Origin of the sequence: Sphingomonas qomolangmaensis, from assembly GCF_024496245.1 — a bacterium.
Classification (GTDB): Bacteria; Pseudomonadota; Alphaproteobacteria; order Sphingomonadales; family Sphingomonadaceae; genus Sphingomonas; species Sphingomonas qomolangmaensis.
Map to the genome: position 1 here is coordinate 2,564,802 of NZ_CP101740.1, position 18,869 is coordinate 2,583,670.

The window sequence follows — 18,869 nt, forward strand, 5'->3', positions numbered from 1 at the left end:
ATGCTGGGAAAAGTGCGGCGACCATGCCGCGTCACGACGGAGTCGTAAAGTTGTAACGATCCTGTAAGCGTCTGAGTTGCACCGCGCCATGGCTTGCCTGGCTCGACAGGGCGGCTAATCCGAACCGGTGGACCGGTTCGATCGCACCTTTGCGTTGTTGTTCGTGGTGATGCTCACCATCGCAGCGGGGAATACCGCGCTGCAATCGGTGCTGCCCGCGCTCGGAAGATCGTTGGGGGTCGCCGACAGCGCGGTGGCGGCGGCGTTTTCGGTGTCGGCATTGCTGTGGGTGATCGCTGCCCCATTCTGGGCCAATCGATCGGATCGACGCGGGCGGCGCGCGATGGTGTTGCTGGGATTGTGTGGCTTCACGCTGTCGCTGTTCGTCTGCGCGATCTTCCTGATGGCGGGGATCAACGGCTGGATCGCGCCGACCGCGGCCTTCGTCGCGTTCGTCGGCGGACGAATGATCTATGGCAGCCTGGGCGCTGCGGCGCCGCCCGCGGTGCAGGCGATGGTGGCGGGCCAGACGACGCGCGAGGAGCGGACCAAGGCGCTGGCACTGCTGGGGTCGGCATTCGGGCTGGGGACGATTTTGGGGCCGGCGATCGGGCCGTATCTGGTGCTGGGCAGCATCGGCGCGGTCGAGGTCGGGTTGTCGGGACCCGCCTATCTGTTCGGGCTGTTCGGGCTGGCGATGACGATCATCGTGTGGCGGCTGCTGCCCGACGATCGATCGCCGTCGGAAACGCATGGCGCGGCGCAGAGCTATCCCTCGATCGGCGGGCAATCCTCGGGCGCGGCGATCGCCGCGGCAACGCAATCGCGCGCCGAGCCGGTTGGGTTCTTCGACCCGCGGATTCGCGCCTGGATGATCATCGGGCTGGTGATGGGGCATGCGCAGGCGATGACGGGGCAGGCGATCGGCTTTCTGGTGATCGACCGGCTGGGGGTGCCGCCGATCGAGGCGCTGGGCGCGACCGGCATCGTGCTGATGATCGGCGCGGGGGCGTCGCTGCTGGTGCAATGGGGGTTCATCCCGTTGCTGAAGCTGCGGCCCGCGGCGCTGATCCTGGCGGGGTGCATTTTCGCCGCGCTCGGCTGCGTCGCGGTGGGGAGCGCGGTGTCGCTGTACGGGATCGCGATGGGGTTCGGGCTGGCGTCGATGGGATTCGGGTTTTTGCGGCCTGGGTTCACCGCGGGGGCGTCGCTGGCGGTGGGGCCGGCGGCGCAGGGCTCGGTCGCGGGCAAGGTGACGTCGGTGAACGGCGCGGCCTTCGTGCTGGGGCCGTCGATCGGGGTGGGGCTGTACGAGCTGTGGCACCCGCTGCCGTATCTGGTGGCGGCGGGGGCGTTGGTGGTGTTGCTGGCTTATTCCTGGGTGGCGTTGCGGCGGGGGTAATTGGAGGCCGGCGGCGCGGATCTCCCCTCACTGGAAGGGAGGGGGCGGGGTTGGTGGAGGCCTGGGGTTACGGGAGGTGCATGGGCTACCCTGCCGTATCGCGAGCACTCGACCCACCCCCAGTCCCTCCCTTTCAGGGAGGGGGGTTTGTTGGTGGAGGTTAGCCCTTGGGTCCTCGGCCCTGCACCATCCCGGGGGCGATGAAGCCGATCGGCTGGAGCGCGACCGAATCCTGCTTCAGCCGCGATGCCATCTGCTCGTATTCCTGCTCCATCTCGGGGGTCACCGTCGCACGCGACTCGCCGAGCGCGGCTTCGAAATGGCGCATGCTCACCTGTGCGCTGGCGAGCGATTCGCGCAGCGCCATCAGGCCTGCGCGGCGGACGACGTCCTCGAGATCGGCGCCGGTGAAGCGCTCGGCGCGATCGGCGATCGATGCGAGGTCGACATCGTCCGCCAGCGGCATCTTCTCGGTCTGGATCTCGAGGATCCGCTTGCGCCCCGCGGCATTGGGGACGGCGACATAGACCAGTTCGTCGAATCGGCCGGGGCGCAGCAGCGCGGGGTCGATCAGGTTGGGCCGGTTGGTCGCACCGATCACCACCACCGATTGCAACTCCTCGAGCCCGTCCATCTCGGCGAGGATGGTGTTGACCACGCGCTCGGTGACCTGCGGCTCGCCCGCGCCGCTGCCGCGCGCGGGAACCAGCGAATCGAGCTCGTCGATGAAGATCACGCACGGCGCGACCTGGCGCGCACGCGCGAACAGCTTGGTGATCTGCTGCTCGCTTTCGCCATACCATTTGCTCAGCAGGTCGCTCGACTTGGTGGCGATGAAGTTTGCCTGCGATTCGCGTGCCACCGCCTTGGCGAGCAGCGTCTTGCCGGTGCCGGGCGGGCCATAGAGCAGGAAGCCGCGCGCGGCGCGGATACCCATCCGGCGGAAAGCGGCGGGTTCGCGCATCGGCAGCTCGACGCCCTCGCGCAGCCGCTCCTGCGCGGCATCGATTCCGCCGATGTCGCTCCAGCGGACCTGCGGCACCTGGACCATCACCTCGCGCATCGCCGAGGGCTGGACGCGCTTGAGCGCCTCGATGAAGTCGCTGCGCTTGACCGAGAGCGTGTCGAGCACCTCGGCGGGGATCGTCTGATCGCCAAGGTTGAGCTGCGGCATGATCCGCCGCACCGCATCGATCGCCGCCTCGCGGGTAAGCGCGGCGAGATCGGCGCCGACGAATCCGTAGGTGGTACGCGAAAGCTCGTCGAGATCGACGTCTTCGGCGAGCGGCATGCCGCGGGTGTGGATGCCGAGGATCTCGCGTCGGCCGCGCTCGTCGGGGACGCCGACGATGATCTCGCGATCGAAGCGGCCGGGACGCCGCAGCGCTTCGTCGATCGCCTCGGGCCGGTTGGTGGCGGCGATGACGACCAGATTGGCGCGTGCCTCGAGCCCGTCCATCAGCGTCAGCAATTGCGCGACGAGGCGCTTCTCGGCCTCGCCCTGGACGCGGTCGCGGCGCGGGGCGATCGAATCGACCTCGTCGATGAAGACGATCGATGGTGCCGAGCGAGTCGCTTCCTCGAACACTTCGCGCAGCCGCTTTTCGGACTCGCCATAGGCCGAGCCCATGATCTCGGGGCCGTTGATCAGGAAGAATTCGGCATCGGATTCGTTGGCGACCGCGCGCGCGAGGCGGGTCTTGCCGGTGCCGGGGGGGCCGTGCAGCAGCACTCCCTTGGGTGGATCGACGCCAAGCCGCTGGAACAATTCAGGGTAGCGCAGCGGCAATTCGACCATCTCGCGCAATTGGTCGATCGTCGCGGTCATGCCGCCGATATCGTCATAGGTGACGTCGGCGCGGCGGGCGTCCTTGGGCTCTTCGTAATCGGTGCGGAGCTCGATCTCGGTGCCCTCGGCGATGTGGACGACGCCGCGCGGGACGGTCGAGATCACCGCGAGGCGGATTTCCTGCAGCGCATAGGCCGGCGCGCGCAGATGCTGCGCGACGTTGGGCGGGATGTTGGCGACGCGCTGCTGGCCGACGGTCGAGACGGTGTCGCCCTGGCAGAGCGGCCGGTTGAGGAAGGTGCGCTTGAGCGCGGTCGCCGACCCCTGGAGGCGCAAATTCTGCGACGCAGGTGCCAGGACGACGCGAGTCGCGGGCTTCGATTCGACCTTGCGCACCTCGACGAAATCGCCCGAGCCGACGCCGGCATTAGCGCGCTGTAGCCCGTCGAGCCGAAGGATTTCGAGCCCCTCGTCCTCGGCATAGGGGAGCACCGCGCGCGCGGGGGTGGTGCGCTTGCCGACGATCTCGATGACGTCGCCTTCCTGCAGCGCCAGCGCAGTCATGAACGCACGCGGCAGATGGGCCACGCCGCGGCCGCTGTCCTCGGCGCGTGCGCTCGCGACTTGCAGCTTGCGCACAGGGCTGTCGTCTTGGTCGGCCATAAGCTTTTACTCCCGCGTAAGAGCGGGCGAGATAGGGGCAGGGTTCCCTTCGCGCGAGGGCAAAGCCTCCGCGACTACAAAAAGAAGGCCAAAAAAAAGGCCGATCCCTGGGGACCGGCCGTGAAAGGTTTAGGAGAGGATGCCTGAAAGGCCTGCTCTATGTGCAGTGCAGCATGATTCTTCGCAAGTGCGAATAATTGTATGATGATTGCATAAACTGCAATCGTTCGGGCGGTCGCGTCGACGACATGCGCAAGCCCATGGATTTTCCTACTGATGCAGTGCACAATCGATGCCATGCGGCGCCTTCCTCCCCTTTCGGCCATCGAAGCGTTCGTCGAGGTGGCGAGGCTGGGATCGATCAAGGCCGCCGCGGTCGAGCTGGCCTTGTCGTCGCCCGCGCTCAGCCGGCGGGTGCAGGCGCTCGAGCGTTTCATCGGCAAGCCGCTGTTCGAGCGCCGCCACCAGGCGATCCTGCTCAATGCCGAGGGCGAGCGGCTGCTGGCACAGATCGCCCCCGCGCTCGATGCGATGAGTGACGCGGTCGAATCGATGAGCCACAGCGCCGAATTGCTGCGCCTGCGATTAGGGGTGCTGCCGCTCTATGCCTCGCAGCGGCTGATGCCGCGGCTGGGCGAGCTGCGCCGCGCGCATCCGCAGCTGCACATCGACGTCGATACCGGGGGCCGACGCGAGGCACGGCTGGGCGACACACTCGATGCCGCGATCATCCTGGCGCAGGAGGTCGATCCGGCGCTGTATGCGCGGCGACTGGATCGCAACCGCGTCTATGTGATCGGTGCCAAGGCGCTGATCGAGGGCGCGAACCCGATCACGACCCCCGAGCAACTCGGCGGGCTGACCGCATTGGTGCATCGCGACATGCCCGACACCTTCGTCGAGTGGCGGCGATCGGCGGGGGTTCCCGCGCTCGAGCCGCTGGCGGTCGACCATTTCGATTCGGGGCCGCTGATGCTCGAGGCGGCGGCGCAGGGGCTCGGCGTCGCGTTCATGCTCGAGATGCATTACGAAGGCGCGCGCGATCCGCGACTGGTGCGGTTGTTCGAGCCGGTGGCGAGCGAATACAGCTACTGGTTCGTGTGCCGCCCGCGCGCGCTCGCCACGCGCCCGGTGAAGATCTTCCACGACTGGCTGGTCGAGGTGATGGGGCCCGAGCCCGCGATCTGAAACGCCAAGGCCGAGCCTGTCGACGAAGGGTCGACAGGCTCGGCCCGAACGGGTGGTTAGGCGACGGTCGCCTTGACGATCTTGCCGGGTGCGCGCGGCGGTTCGCCCTTGGGCAGCGCGTCGACATGCTCCATGCCCTCGGTCACTTCGCCCCAGACGGTGTACTGGCCATCGAGGAAGGTCGCGTCGTCGAGGCAGATGAAGAACTGGCTGTTCGCGCTGTTGGGGTTCATCGTGCGCGCCATCGAGCACACGCCGCGCTTGTGCGGTTCGCGGCTGAATTCGGCGGCGACGTCGGGCAGGTCCGAACCGCTGGTGCCGGTGCCGGTGGGGTCGCCACCCTGCGCCATGAAGCCGTCGATCACGCGATGGAACACCACCCCGTCGTAGAAACCGCGCTTGGCGAGCGTGGTGATGCGTTCGACATGGTTGGGCGCGAGATCAGGGCGAAGGCGGATCGTGACGTCGCCGCCGTCGAGGGTCAGCGTCAGCGTGGCTGGGGTATCGGACATTGCAGCATTCTCCGGATAGGGTGCGCGCCACTTAGGGACCCAGGCGGGCGCTGGCAACGTTGGGCGCGGATTGGCAGCCCGAATCGGCTGGGCTAAGGCCATGTTTTGGTGCAGCGCAACGGGAGGGCACGATATGAGCGAGGCCGAGCTTCCCGACATCGACGAAGCGCGCGAGACCGGGCTCGACGAGGACGATCGGCTCAAGCCCGCATTCGTCCGCGCGATCCTCGACGCGGTCGAAGCCGGCGACAACGAGGGCGCCAACGCGCTGGTCGAACCGCTCCACGCCGCCGACATCGCCGATCTGATCGAGATCGCGCCCGCCGACATGCGCGCATCGCTGGCGGCGGCGATTTCGGAACGAATCGACGGCGACGTGCTCGCCGAGATGAACGACTGGGTGCGCGACGCGCTGGTCGACGCGCTCAACCCGCGCCAGCTCGCCGACATCGCGGGCGAGCTCGACACCGACGACGCGGTCGCGATCATCGAGGACCTCGACGAGGAAGACCAGCGCGCGGTGCTGCGCGCGCTCGACCCCGACGATCGCGCGGCGATCGAGGAGGCGCTGTCCTACCCCGAGGAATCGGCGGGCCGGTTGATGCAGCGCGAGCTGATCGCGGTGCCCGAACATTGGACCGTCGGCGACGTGCTCGATTATCTGCGCGCCGACGATCAGCTGACCACCGATTTCTGGGAAATCTTCGTCGTCGATCCCGCGCATCGCCCGGTCGGCACCTGCAATTTGTCGTGGGTGCTGCGCACCCCGCGGGTCGTGTCGATGACCGACGTCATGAAGCGCGAACAGACGCTGATCCCGGTCGACATGGACCAGGAGGAGGTAGCGCTACGCTTCCAGAAATATGCGTTGATCTCGGCGGCGGTCGTCGATCCCAGCGGGCGACTGGTGGGGGTGGTGACGGTCGACGACATCGTCCACATCATCAGCCAGGAAGCGGGCGAGGACGCTTTGCTGATGTCGGGCGCGGGCGATGGCGACATCAACGAGCCGATCCGCGACAGTTATCAAGCGCGGGTGCGCTGGCTGATCGCGAATTTGTTCACCGCAATGCTGGCGTCGGGAATCATCGCAGCGTTCGGCGGCGCGATCGAGCAGATGGTGGCCTTGGCGGTGTTGATGCCGATCGTCGCGTCGATCGGCGGCAATGCGGGCACGCAGGCGATGGCGGTCGCGGTGCGCGCGCTGGCGACCAACCAGCTGACCAAATCGAACACGCTGCGCACCGTCCGCCGCGAGATTTTGGTCGCACTGATGAACGGGCTGACGATCGCGGTGCTGCTGGGAAGCGGCGCGGCGTTGCTGTACGCCAGCCCGATGCTGGGGATGGTGATCGCGTCGGCGATCCTGCTCAACATCCTGGTCGCGGGACTTGCCGGGGTGCTGGTGCCGGTGGTGCTCGAACGGCTCGAGCAGGATCCGGCGGTCGCTTCGTCGGTCTTCGTGACGATGGTCACCGATTCGATGGGGTTCCTGGCGTTTCTCGGGCTCGCCGTTCTCAGCGGCCTGGTGACGATGGGTTGATCGCACGCGCATCCCCGCCCAAATGCGGGCGATGCCGTTGCATCTGACCAAGGTCGCGTTTGCCGCCGAGAGCGTCGAGCATCTGCGCGCGCGCCTGGCGGTGCGTGCCGAGGCGGGGCCGGTGTTCCTGACCACGCGCTATCTGCCCAAGCGGCATGCCGAGGTGGCGGGGCAGGGGTCGCTATTCTGGATCCTGAAGCACCAATTGGTCGCGCGATCGCCGATCCTGGGGTTCGGCGAGGCCGAGGGTGGGCGCGTGGCGATCCTGATCGATCCCGCGTTGGTGCTGGTCGAGGCGCGACCCAAGCGCGCGCACCAGGGCTGGCGCTATCTGGAGGATGCCGATGCGCCGCGCGACCTGGGGGAGGGCGGCGCGGCGATCGCGGCGATGCCGTCGGCGATGATCGGCGAATTGCACGCCTTAGCCTTGCTGTGAGCGCCGCCGCGCCGGGGGTGCGCAAGATCATCCATATCGACATGGATGCCTTTTACGCCTCGGTCGAGCAGCGCGACTTTCCCGAATTGCGCGGCAAGCCGGTGGCGGTGGGGGGATCGCGCGCGCGCGGCGTCGTGGCGGCGGCGAGCTACGAAGCGCGCACGTTCGGGGTGCGATCGGCGATGCCCTCGGTCACCGCAGCCAAGCGCTGCCCCGATCTGGTGTTCGTGTCGCCGCGCTTCGACGTCTACAGCGCGGTGTCGCGGCAGATCCGCGCGATCTTCGCCGAGTTCACCCCGCTGATCGAACCGCTGTCGCTCGACGAGGCGTATCTCGACGTCAGCGCCGACCTCGCGGGGATCGGCTCGGCGCGCGATACCGCCGCCGCCATCCGCGCGCGGATCGCCGCCGAGACCGGGCTGACCGCGTCGGCGGGGGTGTCGTACAACAAGTTCATCGCCAAGCTCGCCTCGGACCAGAACAAGCCCGATGGCTTGTGCGTGATCCCGCCGGGGCATGGCGCGGCGTTCGTCGGCAGCCTGCCGGTGCGGCGCTTCCATGGCGTGGGGCCGGTGACCGCAGCGAAGATGGAGCGGATGGGGATCCTCACAGGCGCCGACCTGGCCGGGCTGACGGTCGACGAGATGCGGCGCGCGTTCGGCAGCTTCGCCGAATATCTATACGCGGCGGCGCGCGGCGAGGATCATCGCCCGGTGCGGGTGAATCGCGAATCGAAGTCGATCGGCGCCGAGCGGACCTTCGAGCATGATCTGTCGGACTGGGACTCGCTGCAGGAAGGGCTCGAGCGCGTGGCCGATGCCGCCTGGGTACGGATCGAGCGGCACCAGGCGCGCGGGCGGCGGGTAACGCTGAAGCTGCGCTACAACGATTTCCGGACGATCACGCGCGCGCGGACCGTGCCGGCGGGGGTGGCCGATCGCGCGGCGTTCGGCGCGGCGGGCGATCTGCTGTTGCGCGCGCTCTACCCGGTCGAGATGCCGGTGCGGTTGCTGGGGCTGACGCTGTCGGCGCTGGGGGAGGAGCGCGGGGAGGACGCGCAGCCGGGGTTGCCGCTGGGGTAGCAACCTTCCCAACAGACCGTTCGTCCTGAGTAGGGGCTGAGCGAAGGCGAAGGCCCGTATCGAAGGACATTGTCCTAAGCTGGGCGGTCCTTCGATACGCCGCTTCGCCGAGCTCAGCGGCTACTCAGGACGAACGGTTTGGGATGGCAATCAGTCGCGGCGACCGCCCGACAACAGCAAATAGCCGAGCACGCCGGCGATCCCGAGCGACAGCAACGGCTGGCGGCGGACGAAATCGACCACCGGGCCGGCGAGTTCTTCGACCGCGGCCTGGGCGTGGCCGGCAGCCTTTTGCGTCTTGCCGCCGAGCTTGTCGGCCGATCCTTCGGCGCGGAGGTCGTTGCGGCCGAGCACGTCGCCCGCTGCCTGCTTGAGCGAGCCGCCGATATCGCGGCCGGTGCCTTCGACGATGTTCTCATTCATGGCAATCTCCTGTGCAAAGTCGGCGCTAGTACGCACTTGGCGATCGAAGGTTGCGTCAGCTGCCCACCAGCTGGGGGAAACCGGCGCGGAATGCCGCGACCTTGGGCTTGTCCCAGCGCACGATGTACGGATGGTTGGGGTTCTTGCGGTAGAAGTCCTGGTGATAGGCCTCGGCGGGGAAGAAGCCGCCGCCTTCGATCCGGGTGACGATCGGCTTGCCCCACGCCTTGGTCTTGCCGAGCTGGGTGACATAGCGCTGCGCCACCAGTTTCTGCTGCGGGGTCTGCGGGAAGATCGCCGAGCGATAGCTGGGGCCGGTATCGGGCCCCTGGCGGTTGAGCTGGGTCGGATCGTGCGCGACCGAGAAATAGACGCGCAGCAGCGTGCCGTAGCTCACCTGCGCGGGGTCGTAGACGATCCGCACCGCTTCGGCGTGACCGGTCCTTTCGGTGCTGACTGAGGCGTAATTCGCGGTGTCGCGGGTGCCGCCGGCATAGCCGTTGACGACCTGGCGCACGCCCTTCGTCTGTTCGAACACCGCCTCGAGCCCCCAGAAGCAGCCGCCGGCGAACACCGCCACCGCCTGGCCCTTGGTGACGGGAACGTCGATCGCGGGGGCGGGGATCGGGACGGCGCGCTCGGCATGGCCGGCGACGGGCAGCGTCACGAGGGCGGTAGTGGCGATCGCGGCAGCGATCAGGATCGGTTTTAGCATCACGCGACTCCGGTACGGGGCGGGTGCGCCCCTGTTACACCAGATACGTTCAGCCGACCGAATCGGTTACCGCACTGGCCGAATACATTGGCGGGTTTTCGGGCTGCGCGGTCTGCACCGCGACGAGGCCGATCGCACCGATCGCGAAACCGCTGAGGAAATGCCGGAAATAGCCGGCGCGCAGAAACTTGAGCATCGTCTTTCTTCCTTGCTGGCGGAAAGCACTGGTACTTTCAGCTACGTCGGAACCGGGCACTCGGACGTCGGGTGCCTTGCCAGCAAACATATAAGGGTCCGCGGTGAACGACCGCTTGCGTGATCGTTCATCTAGGGTTCGGGTAACGACGCAGCAATGCGCCGCTACGGAAACTCAGCGTTTCAATGCATCTACTGCGGTGGCTATCCGCGTGCATGCCTCGCGCAGCAAAGCATCGCTGGTGGCGTAGCTGATCCGCATCGCGGGCGAGACGCCGAACGCTGCGCCCTGGACGCAGGCGACCTTGGCCTCGTCGAGCAGATAGGTGACGAACGCCTCGTCGGTGTCGATCACCGTGCCGCCGGGCGTCTGGCTGCCGATCAGGCCCGAGAACTCGGGATAGACGTAGAACGCGCCCTCGGGCGTTGGGCAGGTGATGCCGGGGATCGCGTTGAGCATCCCGACGACGAGGTCGCGGCGGACCTGGAACGCGGCGTTGCGTTCCTTGAGGAACGACTGGTCGCCGCTGAGCGCGGCGGTGGCGGCGGCCTGGGCGATCGAACAGGGGTTCGAGGTCGATTGCGACTGGAGCTTGGCCATCGCCTTGATCAGCCAGGGCGCGCCGCCGGCAAAGCCGATCCGCCAGCCGGTCATCGCATAGGCCTTGGAGCAGCCATTCACCGTGAGCGTGCGATCGTACAATGTCGGGCAGACCTGTGCGATCGTCGCGAATTCGAAATCGCCATAGACGATATGCTCGTACATATCGTCGGCCATGATCCAGACATGCGGATGGCGTTCGAGCACGCGGCCGATCGCGCGCAGCTCACCGGCGCTATACGCGGCACCGGTGGGGTTCGAGGGCGAATTGAGGATCAGCCATTTGGTGTTCTGGGTGATCGCCGCCTCGATCTGTTCGGGCGTCACCTTGTACTGCTGGTCGGCGCCCGCGGCGATGAACACCGGCTTGCCGCCGGCGAATTCGACGATGTCGGGATAGCTGACCCAATAGGGGGCAGGCACGATGACCTCGTCGCCGGGGTTGATCGTCGCGACCAGCGCGTTGAACAGCGTGTGCTTGCCGCCGACGTTCACCGTGATCTGGTTGGCGGCATAGGTGAGGCCATTGTCGCGCGTGAATTTGGCGGCGATCGCTTCCTTCAGCTCGGTGGTGCCGTCGACATTGGTATATTTGGTCTTGCCGTCGCGGATCGCGGCGATCGCGGCTTCCTTGACGAAATCGGGGGTGTCGAAATCGGGTTCGCCCGCGCCGAGCCCGATCACGTCGACGCCTGCGCGCTTCAGGTCGAGCACGCGCGAGGTGATCGCGAGGGTCGCCGAGGGGCTGATGCGGTCGAGCGCGGCGGAGGGCTTCATGGGCGTGGGCTTTCGGGGAAGGAGGCGCGCGCGGCCTATACGCTCGCGCCCGATGGGTTCGCAACCGTAACAGCCGATACCAGTCCGCGCACCGCGTTGCCGATCAAGAAACCGTGCGCGAGGTCGGCGGGGGTGAGGTCGCCCTCGATCGCACGGCCAGTGGCGATCAGTTCGGCGCGCAGGACGCCGGGGAGCAACCCGCGGGACAGCGGCGGGGTGACGAGCAGTCCGTCGCGCTCGACGAAGACGCTGGTGAAGCTGCCTTCGGTGACGAAGCCGGCGGCGTCGACAAAGGCGACCTCGAAGCAGGCGGCGGCGCGGCGGGGTTCGTCGTAGAAGGCGCGGTCGCTGGTCTTGTGGCGCAGGCGGAAGTCGGCGGGGGCGACGCGGTGCGGCACCAATGCGACTTCTACCGGGGCGGTAGGCGTCGGGGGCAGCGGCGCGACCTCGATCGCCACCGCGCCGCCGGGGGCGAGCAGCAGCCGGACCTTGGCGGCGCATTCGAGCCGGAAGGTCGCGGCCTGGAGCTCGTTGCGGGTGGCGTGGCGATCGAAGGGGAAGCCGAACGCCTGCGCGCTGGCCTTCATCCGTTCGAGATGGCGTTCGAGCAGCGCGATCCCCTCACGCGGGTCGAAGCGCATCGTCTCGATGAGGTCGAAGCCGCGCGGCGCGGCGGTAAGGAACGCGCCCTTGGCGAGGCATTCGTCCCATTCGTCGGCGGCGACCGAATCGGCGACGATTCCCGAGCCGAGCCCCAGTGTCGCCTGATCGCCCCGCAGCGTCAGCGTGCGGATCGCGACGTTGAACTGCGCGTCGCCATTAGGGTCGAAGCGACCGATCGCGCCGGTGTAGAGCCCGCGCGGTGCGGTCTCGATATCGGCGATCGCCTGCATCGCGCGCAATTTGGGGGCGCCGGTGATCGATCCGCAGGGAAACAGCGCCGATACGACGTCGATGGCGTCATGGCCGGGCGCGAGATCGGCGGTGACGGTCGACACCATCTGCTGCACCGTCGGATAGCGTTCGACCGCGAATAGCTCGGGAACGGCAACGCTGCCGGGCACCGCGATTCGCGACAGGTCGTTGCGCATCAGATCGACGATCATCAAATTTTCGGCGCGCTGCTTGGGATCGCCTTGGAGCGCCGCGGCGGCTGCGTCATCGGATGCGGGGTCACACAAGCGCGGGGTGGTGCCCTTCATCGGCCGCGCGACGAGCTTGCCGGCGTCGAGCGCGAAGAAGAGTTCGGGCGAGAGCGAGAGATAGGTCACATCGCCGGTCGCGACGACCGCGCCCCAGCCCGCGCGCGACGCGGCGCGCAGCCGGGCATAGGCGGCGAGCGGGTCGCCCTCGACGCGCACGCTCGCCTGGAAGGTGAGGTTGGCCTGATAGATGTCGCCCGCTGCGATCAGCGCCTGCACCGCGGCGACCTGGCGCTGATAGGTGGCGCGCTCGATCAGCGGCCGTGGGGCTCCCACCCACGCGCCGCGCGGATCGGGCAGCGTGGCGGGATCGAAGGGCGCGTGACCTTCGAAGAGGCCGAACCACAGCAGTGGATCGTGGTCGCTGGGCGGCGCCTTCGCCTCGAACGCCGGTGACGCGCCATAGGCCAGGAACCCCGCGGCGTGGAGGCCGGCGCGGGTTGCGGCGCGTATCTCGGCGAGCATCGGCGCGATATCGGCCACTCGCGAGGTCGCCAGCACGCGCACCGGATCGCGATAGAGCCGTGCGGTGCCGTCCGGACGCGCGTCGTCGAACAGGACGAAAGGAGCGGTGAGCGCCATCACGCCAGCACTGACGCCATGTTCGCGCGGGGGCAAGGCTAGTTGTAAGGCGGGGGCAGTTGTGGTCGGTCGGCGCGGTGCCTATGCCGTGCGCATGACCGACCATCCGCTCCGCGCCGCGATCATCCCCGTCACCCCGCTCCAGCAGAATTGCACGCTGCTGTGGTGCACCAAGACGATGCGTGCCGCGGTGATCGACCCCGGCGGCGACCTGCCGCGGATCCATGCCGCGATCGCGCAGGCGGGCGTGACGGTCGAAAAGATCGTGCTGACCCACGGGCATATCGACCATTGCGGCGAGGCGAAGCCGCTCGCCGACGAGCTCGGCGTGCCGATCGAGGGGCCGCACGAGGCCGATCGCTTTTGGATCGCGCGACTCGATGAGGACGGACGCAATTACGGTATCCATGGCGTGCCGTTCGAACCTTCGCGCTGGCTGGTCGAGGGCGACACGGTGACGGTGGGCGAGCTGGTGCTCGACGTCTATGAAACCCCCGGCCACACCCCGGGGCATGTCGTGTTCCACCATCCCGAATCGAAGCTGGCGGTGGTCGGCGACGTGCTGTTCAAGGGATCGGTCGGCCGTACCGACTTTCCGCTGAGCGATACTCAGACGCTGATCGATTCGGTGGTGACCAAATTATGGCCGATGGGCGACGACACCGTCTTCCTGCCGGGGCATGGCGAACCCAGCCAGTTCGGGGTCGAGCGGCTGAACAATCCCTTCGTCGCCGATCGGGTGCTGGCGCAGGGCTGAGGGCCCCGCGGTCGGGTGCGGTCAGCCGGTCATTACCGCGGGGGCGGGGGCTTCGATCGTTCGCGGATCGGGGCTGTGCGAGATCAGGATCGCATAGCCTGCCAGCAGCGCGGTGATCGTCAGCGTCGTGATCATCCCCACTTGGCGCGGCCAAAGGCGGCCTTCCATGCCGAAGGGATGAAGCAAGCGGCCTATGAGGAACACCACCGCCGCAACCCCGAGCAGCGTCGAAGGGCCGCGGACCAGTTCGATGCCGCCGATCAGCAGCAGGACGATCGGGGTATATTCGATGAAATTGGCCTGCGCGCGCATGCGGGCGAGCAACTTGCTATTGCCGCCATCGCCCAGCGCCACCCGATCGCTGAATCGCACGCGGATCGTGCGGATGCCGAGCCACACATTGATGAGCGCGGCGATCCCGATCGTCGCCAGCGTGATCGGCAGCATCAATCCGTGCATCGCTTCTTCCCCCGATCGTGTCGCAGGCAGCGTCGCACGGCAGGCCAACCCTTGCAACGGCGCGGGAATTCGGTATAGGCGCACGCTCGCTTCGTGACCTGCCCGGATGTCGGTCTAGCATGCGACCGGCTTGTCCGTGTCGTTTGTCCCGCTCGTCGGTGCAGCGAATCGCGACCCCGAACGTTTTGAAGAATATCGAAGAAGGTTTGCCGACATGGCCGTTCCAAAAAGAAAAACGTCGCCGTCGAAGCGCGGCATGCGCCGTTCGCACGATTCGCTGTCGGTCGAGTCGTTTCAGGAATGCCCCAATTGCGGCGAACTGAAGCGTCCCCACATCCTGTGTGGTTCGTGCGGCCATTATAACGGTCGTGAAATCGTGGCGGTCGAGGCTTAAGCCACGTCACCCGAGAGGCAGTAGCTAGATGGGGTCGAGCGCACGGATCGCCGTCGATGCGATGGGCGGCGATGGTGGCTTGGCGGTCATGCTCGCGGGTGTCGCGCGGGCCCGTGCCCGCTTCCCCGACATGCACTTTCTGCTGGTCGGCGACGAAAATGCGATTCGCGAAGAGCTGCGCACCCACCCCAATTTGAGCGCGGCATCCGAAGTGCTGCACGCGCCCGAGGTGGTGAAGTCCGACGCCAAGCCGAGCCAGGCGATTCGCCGCGCCAAAACCACGTCGATGGGAATCGCCATCGCGCAGGTGAAGGCGGGGCGTGCGGCCGCGGCAGTGTCGGCGGGCAATACCGGCGCGCTGATGTCGATGGCCAAGCTGTCGCTGCGCACGATGCCGGGGATCTACCGGCCGGCGCTGGCTGCGTTGATGCCCTCGCTCGGCGACACCGACACGGTGATGCTTGACCTGGGCGCCAACACCGAGTGCGACGCGCGCAACCTGGTGCAGTTCGCGGTCATGGGCGCCGCCTATGCGCGCACCGCGCTCGATCTCGAGCGGCCGCGGGTAGCATTGCTCAACATCGGCACCGAGGACCAGAAGGGCACCGACATCATCCGCGATGCCGCTGCCGAGATCCGCGCCGCGCCGCATCTGCCGCTCGAATTCGCCGGCTTCATCGAGGGCGACCGGCTGTCGCGCGGCGAAGTCGATGTGATCGTGTGCGACGGGTTTTCGGGCAATATCGCGCTCAAGACCGCTGAGGGCACCGCGCGATTCGTCGCCGACCTGCTCAAGCGCGCGTTCCGCAGCTCGATCCGCTCGAAGGTCGGCTTCCTGATCTCGAAGCCCGCGACCGAATTGCTGCGCGATCATCTCGATCCCAACAACCACAATGGCGCGGTCTTCCTGGGCCTCAACGGCCTGGTCGTGAAAAGCCATGGCGGCGCCAACGCGATCGGCATCGAAAATGCGATCGCGGTGGCGGCCAAGATGGTGCGCGATGATCTGGGGCGCCGGATCGCCGAGGACCTGGGTAATTTCGAGGCGAAAGCAGCGTGATTCGTTCGGTCATCACCGGCACGGGATCGGCGCTGCCCAAGCGCCGCGTCTCGAACGCCGAACTCGCCGAGGCCGTCGACACCTCGGACGAATGGATCGTCGAGCGCAGCGGTATCCGCTTCCGCCATGTCGCGGGCGAGGGCGAGACCACCGGCACGCTGGCGACCGATGCGTGCCGCGCCGCGCTTGCCGCCGCGGGAATCGAGGCATCGGCGATCGACCTGATCGTGCTCGCGACCGCCACGCCCGACCAGACCTTCCCCGCCACCGCGACCAAGGTGCAGGCGGCGCTCGGCATCGACGATTGCGTCGCGTTCGATGTCGGCGCGGTGTGTTCGGGGTTCCTCTACGCGCTGCAGGTCGCCGATTCGATGCTGCGGTCGGGCGCCGCGCGGCGTGCGCTGGTGATCGGTGCCGAGACGTTTTCGCGGATCCTCGACTGGGAGGATCGCACTACCTGCGTGCTGTTCGGCGACGGCGCGGGGGCGATCGTGCTCGAGGCGCAAGAAGTGGCCGAGGGGGAGGCCGATCGCGGCATCCTGGCGATGCGGCTCCACGCCGACGGGCGCCACAACGAGCTGCTCTATGTCGATGGCGGTCCCTCGACGACCGGTACCGTCGGCAAGGTCCGGATGAAGGGGCGCGAGGTGTTCCGCCACGCCGTCGTCAACCTGGCGGCGGTGATGACCGAGACGCTGGCGGTGTCGGGGCACGATGCGAGCGAAGTCGATTGGGTCGTCCCGCACCAGGCGAATGCGCGCATCCTAGATGCCACCGCGCGCAAGCTGGGACTGGCACGCGAGCGCGTGATCGTGACCGTCGACCAGCATGCCAACACCTCCGCAGCATCGGTGCCGCTCGCGCTCGACGTTGCGGTACGCGATGGACGAATCGAGCGTGGTAACCTGCTGGTGCTCGAAGCGATGGGCGGCGGATTCACCTGGGGCGCAGCGATCGTCCGTTATTAGTACGTTGACACCGGTATTGACGCCACCTGACTGTATTTGCGCGATTCGGTCGATGTGTTAGCATCTTCGATCGAGATGTTTGAAGGATAAGCGTAATGGATTCGGGTGGCACGTTGACGAGGGCCGACCTGGCCGATGCCCTGCATCGCGAAGTGGGTCTTTCGCGTACCGATTCATCGAAAATGGTCGAGGATATCCTTGATCATATGTGCGATGCGCTGACCAAGGGCGAGAACGTCAAGATCTCGGGCTTCGGTAGCTTCATCCTGCGCGACAAGGGGGAACGCGTCGGGCGCAATCCCAAGACCGGGGTAGAAGTGCCGATCGCGCCGCGCCGCGTACTCACCTTCCGTGCCAGCCAGATGATGCGCGAGCGGATCGTGGCGGGAAGCTGACGGACGACCAAATGGCGGGTTCGGACAAAACGGCAACTGCGTTTCGCACGATCGGCGAACTGGCGATCGAAACCGGGCTGCCGCAACACCGGCTGCGCTATTGGGAACAACGTTTTCCGCAGCTGCGCCCGCTGCAGCGCGCCGGGCAGCGGCGCTATTATCGTCCCGAGGACGTCGCGCTGGTGCGGCGGATCCACCGGCTGCTGAACAACGAGGGCTATACGATCTTGGGGGTGCAGAAGCTGCTGGCCTCCGAGGCCGCGGCGAAGCCAAAGCCCGCGGCGGCGGGCGCCGCGGGACGATCGCCCCTGGTGCAGGTGCGCGACCGGCTCAGCCAGGCATTGGTTCGCGATCGGAGCTGAACGCCGCGGTGCGATAGCGCTCGACCATCGTGCGGACGTCGACCTTGGCCTGGAGCCGCGCGGCGAGCAACGCGGTGCCGCTGATCTTGCGCTGCGCGAACAAGGTCTCGACCGGCGGAATGTGCCAGGTGTCGCGATCGTTCGCCATCGTCATCGCCTGTTCGCGGAGCACGCCGACGAACGAGCGATCGGCGAAATCGAAGGCGCCGGGGCGGCCGAGTTCGCCGATTACCACGTCGATCATCCGGTCGATCAGCGCGCGATGGCGCGCGACGGCAGCTTCGCCGAGGAACCCCGAGGCGACCGCGGCATCGCGCGCACGGTCGCGATCCCCGTCGAGCCCCGCCATCAACAGCGCGTGATAGCCGTCGCGCGTTTCCGCGGTGACCGGGCGCGCGGCACCGAAATCGAGCAGGACGATCCGCCCGGTATCACGCTGGATCCGGTAATTGGCGAAATTGGGATCGGTCTGCATCCAGCCGAAGTCGAACAGCTCGCGCAGCACCAGGTCGATCATCGCATGCGCCGCGGCGTCGCGCTCGGCCTGCGGGGCATCGACGATGCTTTCGATCGCGACGCCGGGGACATATTCCATCGCCAGCACCTGCGGCGTGGTGAGCGAGCGTTCGAGCGCGGGCACCTGGTAGCGCGGATCGGCGGCGAGCAGCGCCCCGAAGCGTTCGATCTGCTCGCCTTCGCGGACGTAATCGGCTTCTTCGTGGAGCTGGCGCTTGGCCTCGGCGAGCAAGGGCGCGATGTCGAGGGTCTTGGGCATCAGCCCTGAGACACGCAGCAAGGTCGCGACATTGTCGACATCGGCATCGATGCTGGCGGCGACGCCGGGATATTGTACCTTGATCGCGAGCAGCCGGCCATCGGGCAAGGTCGCGCGATGGACCTGGCCGATCGAGGCGGCGGCCATCGGATGCGCTTCGAAATGCCGGAAGCGGTTGCGCCAGTCCTTGCCCCAGGCGGCGATCAGCACCGCCTGCAGCTGCGCCGGGGGCATGTGATGCGCGCGCTCGCGCAGCCGCGCCATGATGTCGCTGAGCTCGGTGGGGAGCACGTCGCCCGCGTCCATCGAGATCATCTGCCCCAGCTTCATCGCCGCGCCGCGCAGGTGCGCGAGCTGGTCGGCGACGCGGCCGATGTTGCGCGGGGTCAGCATCATTTCGCCCATGCTGGGACGCTGGCCATCGGCGAGGCGGCGTGCGCCCTCGGCCATCATCCCGCCGGCAAGCCCGCCCGCGAGTTTGCCGAAGGCGCCGAAGCGCGCCAGCCGGCTGGCGGGGACGGCGCGGCCGCGGGCGTCGCGGGGGTCGGTCATGCAGCAAATCCTCGCGATACGGTGTCACCGCGATATG

20 protein-coding genes are annotated in these 18,869 nt (G+C 67.4%); 11 read left to right on the forward strand and 9 right to left on the reverse strand.

Going from position 1 to position 18,869, the window contains the following annotated elements; translation table 11 throughout:
- The first annotated feature begins 169 nt into the window (after positions 1-169).
- The gene (locus NMP03_RS12245; RefSeq protein WP_256508118.1) at positions 170-1,402 is read left to right on the forward strand and encodes an MFS transporter; all 1,233 of its coding nucleotides are present in this window, start codon (positions 170-172) and stop codon (positions 1,400-1,402) included.
- 160 nt (positions 1,403-1,562) lie between these two features.
- Here NMP03_RS12245 and NMP03_RS12250 read toward each other — a convergent pair whose 3' ends face one another.
- Positions 1,563-3,854, reverse strand: a complete 2,292-nt coding sequence (locus NMP03_RS12250; protein WP_256505707.1) for a CDC48 family AAA ATPase — start codon at positions 3,852-3,854, stop codon at positions 1,563-1,565.
- A 297-nt stretch (positions 3,855-4,151) separates the two neighbouring features.
- Here NMP03_RS12250 and NMP03_RS12255 point away from each other — a divergent pair, with 297 nt between their 5' ends.
- Positions 4,152-5,042, forward strand: a complete 891-nt coding sequence (locus NMP03_RS12255) for a LysR substrate-binding domain-containing protein (protein WP_256505708.1) — start codon at positions 4,152-4,154, stop codon at positions 5,040-5,042.
- 56 nt (positions 5,043-5,098) lie between these two features.
- On the opposite strand, the gene NMP03_RS12260 is transcribed toward NMP03_RS12255, so the two are convergent.
- The gene (locus tag NMP03_RS12260) at positions 5,099-5,554 is read right to left on the reverse strand and encodes a peptidylprolyl isomerase (protein WP_256505709.1); all 456 of its coding nucleotides are present in this window, start codon (positions 5,552-5,554) and stop codon (positions 5,099-5,101) included.
- 133 nt (positions 5,555-5,687) lie between these two features.
- Here NMP03_RS12260 and mgtE point away from each other — a divergent pair, with 133 nt between their 5' ends.
- Genes mgtE through dinB form a run of 3 tightly spaced genes read left to right on the forward strand, consistent with a single transcriptional unit; the run spans position 5,688 to position 8,615 of the window.
- Positions 5,688-7,097: a magnesium transporter gene (gene mgtE / locus NMP03_RS12265; RefSeq protein WP_256505710.1), complete on the forward strand. Its 1,410-nt coding sequence runs from the start codon at positions 5,688-5,690 to the stop codon at positions 7,095-7,097.
- A gap of 31 nt (positions 7,098-7,128) precedes the next feature.
- Positions 7,129-7,533, forward strand: a complete 405-nt coding sequence (locus NMP03_RS12270; RefSeq protein ID WP_256505711.1) for a DUF1489 family protein — start codon at positions 7,129-7,131, stop codon at positions 7,531-7,533.
- Between the two features lie 41 nt (positions 7,534-7,574).
- Positions 7,575-8,615, forward strand: coding sequence for a DNA polymerase IV (gene dinB, locus NMP03_RS12275; RefSeq protein WP_256508119.1), 1,041 nt, complete (start codon positions 7,575-7,577; stop codon positions 8,613-8,615).
- A 150-nt stretch (positions 8,616-8,765) separates the two neighbouring features.
- Here dinB and NMP03_RS12280 read toward each other — a convergent pair whose 3' ends face one another.
- The 5 genes from NMP03_RS12280 to pabB all read right to left on the reverse strand — a co-directional run bounded on the left by NMP03_RS12280 (position 8,766) and on the right by pabB (position 13,110).
- Complete coding sequence (locus NMP03_RS12280) at positions 8,766-9,038, reverse strand: CsbD family protein (protein ID WP_256505712.1); 273 nt, start codon at positions 9,036-9,038, stop codon at positions 8,766-8,768.
- A 55-nt stretch (positions 9,039-9,093) separates the two neighbouring features.
- Positions 9,094-9,753, reverse strand: a complete 660-nt coding sequence (gene msrA / locus NMP03_RS12285; RefSeq protein ID WP_256505713.1) for a peptide-methionine (S)-S-oxide reductase MsrA — start codon at positions 9,751-9,753, stop codon at positions 9,094-9,096.
- Between the two features lie 49 nt (positions 9,754-9,802).
- Positions 9,803-9,949: a hypothetical protein gene (locus NMP03_RS12290; RefSeq protein ID WP_256505714.1), complete on the reverse strand. Its 147-nt coding sequence runs from the start codon at positions 9,947-9,949 to the stop codon at positions 9,803-9,805.
- Positions 9,950-10,123: 174 nt separating this feature from the next.
- Positions 10,124-11,326, reverse strand: coding sequence for a pyridoxal phosphate-dependent aminotransferase (locus tag NMP03_RS12295; protein ID WP_256505715.1), 1,203 nt, complete (start codon positions 11,324-11,326; stop codon positions 10,124-10,126).
- Between the two features lie 35 nt (positions 11,327-11,361).
- Positions 11,362-13,110, reverse strand: coding sequence for an aminodeoxychorismate synthase component I (gene pabB / locus NMP03_RS12300; protein ID WP_256505716.1), 1,749 nt, complete (start codon positions 13,108-13,110; stop codon positions 11,362-11,364).
- Between the two features lie 94 nt (positions 13,111-13,204).
- Here pabB and NMP03_RS12305 point away from each other — a divergent pair, with 94 nt between their 5' ends.
- Positions 13,205-13,867, forward strand: coding sequence for an MBL fold metallo-hydrolase (locus NMP03_RS12305; RefSeq protein ID WP_256505717.1), 663 nt, complete (start codon positions 13,205-13,207; stop codon positions 13,865-13,867).
- Positions 13,868-13,888: 21 nt separating this feature from the next.
- Here NMP03_RS12305 and NMP03_RS12310 read toward each other — a convergent pair whose 3' ends face one another.
- Positions 13,889-14,326: an MAPEG family protein gene (locus NMP03_RS12310; protein ID WP_256505718.1), complete on the reverse strand. Its 438-nt coding sequence runs from the start codon at positions 14,324-14,326 to the stop codon at positions 13,889-13,891.
- Between the two features lie 214 nt (positions 14,327-14,540).
- Here NMP03_RS12310 and rpmF point away from each other — a divergent pair, with 214 nt between their 5' ends.
- The 5 genes from rpmF to NMP03_RS12335 all read left to right on the forward strand — a co-directional run bounded on the left by rpmF (position 14,541) and on the right by NMP03_RS12335 (position 17,505).
- On the forward strand, positions 14,541-14,720 hold the full coding sequence (gene rpmF / locus NMP03_RS12315) for a 50S ribosomal protein L32 (protein WP_256508120.1): 180 nt from the start codon (positions 14,541-14,543) through the stop codon (positions 14,718-14,720).
- Between the two features lie 28 nt (positions 14,721-14,748).
- Positions 14,749-15,780: a phosphate acyltransferase PlsX gene (plsX, locus tag NMP03_RS12320; protein ID WP_256505719.1), complete on the forward strand. Its 1,032-nt coding sequence runs from the start codon at positions 14,749-14,751 to the stop codon at positions 15,778-15,780.
- Positions 15,777-16,748 carry a beta-ketoacyl-ACP synthase III gene (locus tag NMP03_RS12325; RefSeq protein WP_319937594.1) on the forward strand — a complete coding sequence of 324 codons (972 nt, stop codon included), beginning with the start codon at positions 15,777-15,779 and terminating at the stop codon, positions 16,746-16,748. The genes plsX and NMP03_RS12325 overlap by 4 nt, the downstream gene beginning before the upstream one ends.
- Before the next feature lie 95 nt (positions 16,749-16,843).
- A complete protein-coding gene (locus NMP03_RS12330) occupies positions 16,844-17,143 on the forward strand; it encodes an integration host factor subunit alpha (protein ID WP_256505720.1) in 300 nt (99 codons plus the stop codon).
- An 11-nt stretch (positions 17,144-17,154) separates the two neighbouring features.
- On the forward strand, positions 17,155-17,505 hold the full coding sequence (locus NMP03_RS12335) for a MerR family transcriptional regulator (protein ID WP_256505721.1): 351 nt from the start codon (positions 17,155-17,157) through the stop codon (positions 17,503-17,505).
- Here NMP03_RS12335 and NMP03_RS12340 read toward each other — a convergent pair.
- The gene (locus NMP03_RS12340; protein WP_256505722.1) at positions 17,474-18,832 is read right to left on the reverse strand and encodes an ABC1 kinase family protein; all 1,359 of its coding nucleotides are present in this window, start codon (positions 18,830-18,832) and stop codon (positions 17,474-17,476) included. The genes NMP03_RS12335 and NMP03_RS12340 overlap by 32 nt on opposite strands.
- Between the last annotated feature and the right edge of the window lie 37 nt (positions 18,833-18,869).

Excerpts from the sequence above, each read along its gene's own strand:
- NMP03_RS12295 (WP_256505715.1), bottom strand. The coding sequence starts at position 11,326 with ATGAAGCCCTCCGCCGCGCTCGACCGCATCAGCCCCTCGGCGACCCTC.
- NMP03_RS12330 (WP_256505720.1), top strand. The coding sequence starts at position 16,844 with ATGGATTCGGGTGGCACGTTGACGAGGGCCGACCTGGCCGATGCCCTG.
- rpmF (WP_256508120.1), top strand. The coding sequence starts at position 14,541 with ATGGCCGTTCCAAAAAGAAAAACGTCGCCGTCGAAGCGCGGCATGCGC.
- NMP03_RS12340 (WP_256505722.1), bottom strand. The coding sequence starts at position 18,832 with ATGACCGACCCCCGCGACGCCCGCGGCCGCGCCGTCCCCGCCAGCCGG.
- dinB (WP_256508119.1), top strand. The coding sequence starts at position 7,575 with ATGGATGCCTTTTACGCCTCGGTCGAGCAGCGCGACTTTCCCGAATTG.
- mgtE (WP_256505710.1), top strand. The coding sequence starts at position 5,688 with ATGAGCGAGGCCGAGCTTCCCGACATCGACGAAGCGCGCGAGACCGGG.
- NMP03_RS12305 (WP_256505717.1), top strand. The coding sequence starts at position 13,205 with ATGACCGACCATCCGCTCCGCGCCGCGATCATCCCCGTCACCCCGCTC.
- NMP03_RS12270 (WP_256505711.1), top strand. The coding sequence starts at position 7,129 with ATGCCGTTGCATCTGACCAAGGTCGCGTTTGCCGCCGAGAGCGTCGAG.
- NMP03_RS12310 (WP_256505718.1), bottom strand. The coding sequence starts at position 14,326 with ATGCACGGATTGATGCTGCCGATCACGCTGGCGACGATCGGGATCGCC.
- pabB (WP_256505716.1), bottom strand. The coding sequence starts at position 13,110 with ATGGCGCTCACCGCTCCTTTCGTCCTGTTCGACGACGCGCGTCCGGAC.
- NMP03_RS12280 (WP_256505712.1), bottom strand. The coding sequence starts at position 9,038 with ATGAATGAGAACATCGTCGAAGGCACCGGCCGCGATATCGGCGGCTCG.
- NMP03_RS12245 (WP_256508118.1), top strand. The coding sequence starts at position 170 with ATGCTCACCATCGCAGCGGGGAATACCGCGCTGCAATCGGTGCTGCCC.
- plsX (WP_256505719.1), top strand. The coding sequence starts at position 14,749 with ATGGGGTCGAGCGCACGGATCGCCGTCGATGCGATGGGCGGCGATGGT.
- msrA (WP_256505713.1), bottom strand. The coding sequence starts at position 9,753 with ATGCTAAAACCGATCCTGATCGCTGCCGCGATCGCCACTACCGCCCTC.
- NMP03_RS12250 (WP_256505707.1), bottom strand. The coding sequence starts at position 3,854 with ATGGCCGACCAAGACGACAGCCCTGTGCGCAAGCTGCAAGTCGCGAGC.
- NMP03_RS12335 (WP_256505721.1), top strand. The coding sequence starts at position 17,155 with ATGGCGGGTTCGGACAAAACGGCAACTGCGTTTCGCACGATCGGCGAA.
- NMP03_RS12255 (WP_256505708.1), top strand. The coding sequence starts at position 4,152 with ATGCGGCGCCTTCCTCCCCTTTCGGCCATCGAAGCGTTCGTCGAGGTG.
- NMP03_RS12260 (WP_256505709.1), bottom strand. The coding sequence starts at position 5,554 with ATGTCCGATACCCCAGCCACGCTGACGCTGACCCTCGACGGCGGCGAC.
- NMP03_RS12290 (WP_256505714.1), bottom strand. The coding sequence starts at position 9,949 with ATGCTCAAGTTTCTGCGCGCCGGCTATTTCCGGCATTTCCTCAGCGGT.